Here is a 4,653-nt window from a genome sequence, read left to right as displayed (position 1 = left end):
AAATGGTATTATCAAAATGTTATATATTGCTGGCTTCTTTCAAATTGCTCGAGGATGCTTGAATGGGTTTATAAACCTACTCTTGCAGGCTCGGCTAATTCTCTACCAGTTTTTTTATTCATATTTTAAAACTCTTCATTTGTAGCTTAATACGAAGTTAGGCACTTATAGAGAAGTTCTTTGAGGGCCTCTTATCATTAAAACATGGGCTTCAGCCGCAAAGTTAAAGAAAAAAATCACAGCAGGTGTAAGGACGGCAGTGAAAGGTATCATCGTAAAAAACCATTGAAGGATTGCATGTAAAGGGTTGTGGCACGAAAAACATACTGATCCTGTCATCCAAGCGGCTAAAATTAGCAAGCCCGCAAGGCACCATAAAGGGAAGGTAGCTATTAGGGACAAGATAATATTACTAAATATATCCCCTCTCATTCTTTTAGATAATATGTCAGCAACTTGTATGCGATTTAAGCCTTTCAAAGCAATCACGGGTGTAACAAAAAAGAGAATGGCCAGGCTTAATATGCATAAAAGCAGAGTACCTAGATTAATTAAAAAGGGGCCAAAAGCCAAAATAGCACTGAAGAAGGGGCCTACTGCAGGAATCTCTTCTAGTAAGAAAAAGAGGCCCAAAAGCATCCACAGTAATAGGTAGCTTAAAATAATGGGGATGCAAAAATAAGAAGCTCCAATCATGATCTCCCACGATTTAGCTAATATCTCTGTATAACTGGTCTGCTTTTTTTTTATTTCATCATGATAAATACGAATAAGAACAATCCCTGTGGAAAGCAAAAATCCTGCGCAAAGAAAAATAGGTAAAAAAGTTAGACTCATCATCAGCCATTCATTAGCTCCTAGAGCTAGGCCACGAAAAAACACTACCAAGACACCACATAATGCTAAAATGGTAAAGACTAGTAAAAATTTTTTCTTATTAAGAGAGAGGGCTAACGCTCTATTAAACATTAATTGTAAGTCATCGAATGTCATAATTGTTTTTTATCTCATTTCGAGGTTTGTAAAAAATATTTAGTTCCTATGATAGGGATATCTTTGCTTTTATGGCCTTCTCAGTATTCGTAAAAGGTTAGAGCTCAAATGTAATTTTATTCACATACTTATCAAAATAGCTAGTACTCCAGAAGAAATCAACTCAAGAGGGCCTCATTTATATGGATAGCTGTATAAGCTAATCTCTAAAGGGGCCTTAAGTTATTCCAAATAAAAATTCACTCATCTTCTAGGCTGCTAGATTATGTGTAAACGTGCGCCTAGCGTATCTTTCACAAAAGTGCGCTCTTCAATTAGCTCGCTTTCAGAGGCCATAATCTTATTTCTTATCCACGCGTGCCAAGGAAGATCTTTTACGATCTCATATGTTTTATCTTCCTTAGTACGACAGGGAAAGGAAAAAACTAGATTTTCTTGAATCCCATAAGGGTTATTATTGCTAATTACTCCTGAAGAATACCACTCTCCTAGAGGAGTTGGGTTAATAATAGCTTTCATAGCATCAATAGCTGCGCTGGCTGCTGAAGCTGCGGATGATTTTCCTCTGGCTGCAATAATTTCAGACCCTCTCTCTCGTACTCCACTCATGAAATCATTTTCCAGCCAATGCTGGCTTATCGGAAAATCTATCAAAGGCTTATTTTTTATATGCACATGGGTAAAGTCTGGTACTTGTGTAGAAGAATGGTTGCCCCATATCACGGCTCTTGTCACCTCATTGCTATTAACATTTGCTTTTTTTGCTAATAAGCTTACGGCACGATTTTGATCCAAACGCATCATCGCATGAAAATTTTGTTGAGGAATCCGCGGAGCATGGCTGAGGGTAATTAAACAATTAGTATTACAGGGATTTCCCACGACCAGCACAATGACATGCGGGTTAGCGGACTTATTTAATGCTTGACCTTGCTCAACAAAAATTTTACCATTTTCATTGAGCAAATCCTTTCTTTCCATGGCAGGGCCCCGTGGCTTGGCACCTACTAAGAAGGCATAATCTATCTCTTTAAAGACCTCATCAGCGTTGCTTCCAATGATTATTTCTCTTAAAAGGGGAAAAGCACAATCTTCAAGCTCCATAGCTACACTCTGGAGAATAGGCATGGCTTCTGGGATTTCTAAAAGATGCAATCCTATGGGCTGAGTAGCGCCTAATAAGTCGCCATTGGCTAGACGGAATAAAAGGCTATAAGCGATTTGCCCTGCTCCGCCTGTGACAGCGATACGTTTCAGAGGTTGAGGCATAAAAATTCTTCTTTCTTGCTATTAAAGGATAAGGAAATTCTAAAAGTAAAGCTCAATTTTGGCTAAGCTAAACTTATAGAGCCAAGGGAGCTTTAAGAACCTAGGGTTGGAAGCTTACCTACATAATTTAAGAAAAATTTTATCTTTATTACTCTTTTGGGGCTAAAGATAGCTGTGAAGCTGTCATTTCCCTCTATAAGGTACAATCTATAATGGCTTTTTCTCTCTAAGATTTTCCTGGATGCACTCAATATTTTGAAAGAAATTTTTTATAGAGAGTAAAAAATCTTGCAAATCTCCAGTAGTCAATCCATCAATCATTAAAGATTTTATGTTTTCTTTTAAAAGATGGTGTCTATGCCTTTATATATATATATATATATATATATATTTTTTGCCATGCAGCTATTCTAAGGCGCCTTTAGTCTCTAAAAGTTGGATTATCTGTTCGTAGTTCATCCGATTTTTTTCGGAAAGATGCTCTTTTGCCCAGCGTAAAGCTGTAATGCCACGGTAATCTTTGGCGTTGATATCTGTCGTTTTATCTACCAAAATTTTTACTAACTCTACATTCCCATGCTTTGCAGCATAATGCAAGGGCAACCTTAAGTTTTTATCAGAGATGTTTGCATCCGCGTGGTGTTTTAATAAAAATTGGGCAATTTCTCGATGATTTCCTTGTACAGCATAACTTAAAGCGGTGCTTTCGCTATCATCTCTTTCATTAATATGAGGGTTCGCTTTTATCAAAGCTTTAATAACTGGCAAATGCCCTGCCAGAGCGGCATAATGTAAAGGTAAAGCTTTAGAGTGGTCAGCTTCATTAGCATCCGCACCGTGCTCTAATAAGTAATTAACTATCTCAATTTTTCCGCTCTCAGCTGCCAAGCTTAAAGCCGTCTGATCCTTATCCCCTTCTTTGGCGTTCACATTTTGAGTCAGTGGAAGTAAAATTTTAACAGTAGATAAAGAGCCTTTCTCAGCAGCATGGTGTAAAGGTAGCTTTCCCTCATCGTCTTCTTTGTTAGCATCCCCCCCTAAGGTGAGTAAGGTTTTAATATCATTTTTCTTTCCATAATAGCAAGCCAACCTCCATGCTAAAGTTAAGACTTTCTCCCGCTCGTAGGCCTTATCAACTTTTGAGAGTAAGATTTCAACAATAGCTACATGTCCTTTCTTAGCTGCCCAAATGATAGGCAGTTCATTATTTTTGTCCTTAATGGCGGGGTTAGAATCTTGAGATAATAAATATTCTACAACTGCTACTTCTCCTGATTCTGCTGCACAACTTAAAGGGGTGCGCTTGTCATAATTTAAAGCATCAATATTTTTAGTAAGGCCTACTAGGATCTTAACAACCCGTAAATGTCCAGCTTGGGCAGCAAGGTGCAGGGGCAGATTGCCCTCTCTATCGGTACTATTTGCATCTGCCTTTTGCTCTAGTAAATAGCTAACCACATCTTTTTTTCCAGTTCTGGCAGATAAAAGCAACGCTTCGCTTAAAAGCTCTCTGGATGGATTGGTGTCCTGCTGGTGCAAAGCTTTAACAATATCTAAATGCCCTGCTTGAGCTGCTAGCTCTAAAGCACAATGAAAATGTTGATCATTTAGTTCCGGATTAGCACCTTTTTGCAATAAATATTTGACAATATGTAGTTTCCCAGCTTCAGCGGCTACACTTAAAGCCGTGCGCTGAGACTTGGGGCTTTTTTCATTAATAGGATGAATGAGAAGAAGTCTTTCGACCTCATCTAGATTTCCTCTTTTTGCTGCCAAGTGTAAAGGGGGGAGCTTCTCTTCATTTAAATTAATTTCCTCCGTTTCTGGCAACAAGATGCTATCTATATTGCTTGAAGAGCTAACCGTCGAGGAAATCTCATTCTTGCTTGTAGAGGTCACTTCTTTCTTAGGGCTGCCCAGATCCTCGGCGACAGCTCTATTCACATGCTCAGCATTTATCGGCTTAAAAACAATTTGGTGAGCAGTGTATTGTACCGCATTCGCCTGCTCTTGAAGCCTAGGTTTTGTAGATATTTTAGCAGCAGAAAATTTTTTCACTAACGTGCGAAAAGAGAAGACAGCGATGGGCACAGCTAAAGGTAAAAGAGGGAGGGCCACTAAGGTAATTAAGGCAGTAAGGCTACCCACCCATAGCTTTGATTTACTCTGAAGAATGCTAAAATCTCGAAGAGCATGATGTTGAGAAGAACAAGGATTAATTAAGGAAAAAAACTTTGATATTTCCATTGCTAACAATCTCTCTATAATTTTACTGCTAATTATATACAGGTTTATTGTTTTCTTATATTAAATTCTTAAGAGGAGGGAAATTATAGCTTTAATGCATGTAAAACTCTAAAAGAGAGTAAAGCCTACTTAATATGATGAGAT

General features: G+C 38.1%; 3 protein-coding genes. All 3 read right to left on the bottom strand.

Translation table 11 applies throughout. The features are described 5' to 3' along the window. Nucleotides 1–165 precede the first annotated feature (165 nt). Nucleotides 166–993: a hypothetical protein gene (locus tag DB41_RS05945; protein WP_039385422.1), complete on the bottom strand. Its 828-nt coding sequence runs from the start codon at nucleotides 991–993 to the stop codon at nucleotides 166–168. A gap of 258 nt (nucleotides 994–1,251) precedes the next feature. Next, complete coding sequence (locus DB41_RS05940; protein WP_039385420.1) at nucleotides 1,252–2,262, bottom strand: malate dehydrogenase; 1,011 nt, start codon at nucleotides 2,260–2,262, stop codon at nucleotides 1,252–1,254. A gap of 405 nt (nucleotides 2,263–2,667) precedes the next feature. Next, complete coding sequence (locus tag DB41_RS05935) at nucleotides 2,668–4,509, bottom strand: ankyrin repeat domain-containing protein (protein ID WP_039385418.1); 1,842 nt, start codon at nucleotides 4,507–4,509, stop codon at nucleotides 2,668–2,670. Nucleotides 4,510–4,653 lie beyond the last annotated feature (144 nt).

Source organism: Neochlamydia sp. TUME1 (assembly GCF_000813645.1).
Taxonomy (GTDB): domain Bacteria; phylum Chlamydiota; class Chlamydiia; order Chlamydiales; family Parachlamydiaceae; genus Neochlamydia.
The sequence above is the reverse complement of the archived record's forward strand: the minus strand, read 5'-3'. Positions and strand labels throughout refer to the sequence as shown.

Bases quoted from the DNA above. Each gene is read 5' to 3' on its own strand.
- DB41_RS05945 (WP_039385422.1), bottom strand. From the start codon at position 993: ATGACATTCGATGACTTACAATTAATGTTTAATAGAGCGTTAGCCCTC.
- DB41_RS05940 (WP_039385420.1), bottom strand. From the start codon at position 2,262: ATGCCTCAACCTCTGAAACGTATCGCTGTCACAGGCGGAGCAGGGCAA.
- DB41_RS05935 (WP_039385418.1), bottom strand. From the start codon at position 4,509: ATGGAAATATCAAAGTTTTTTTCCTTAATTAATCCTTGTTCTTCTCAA.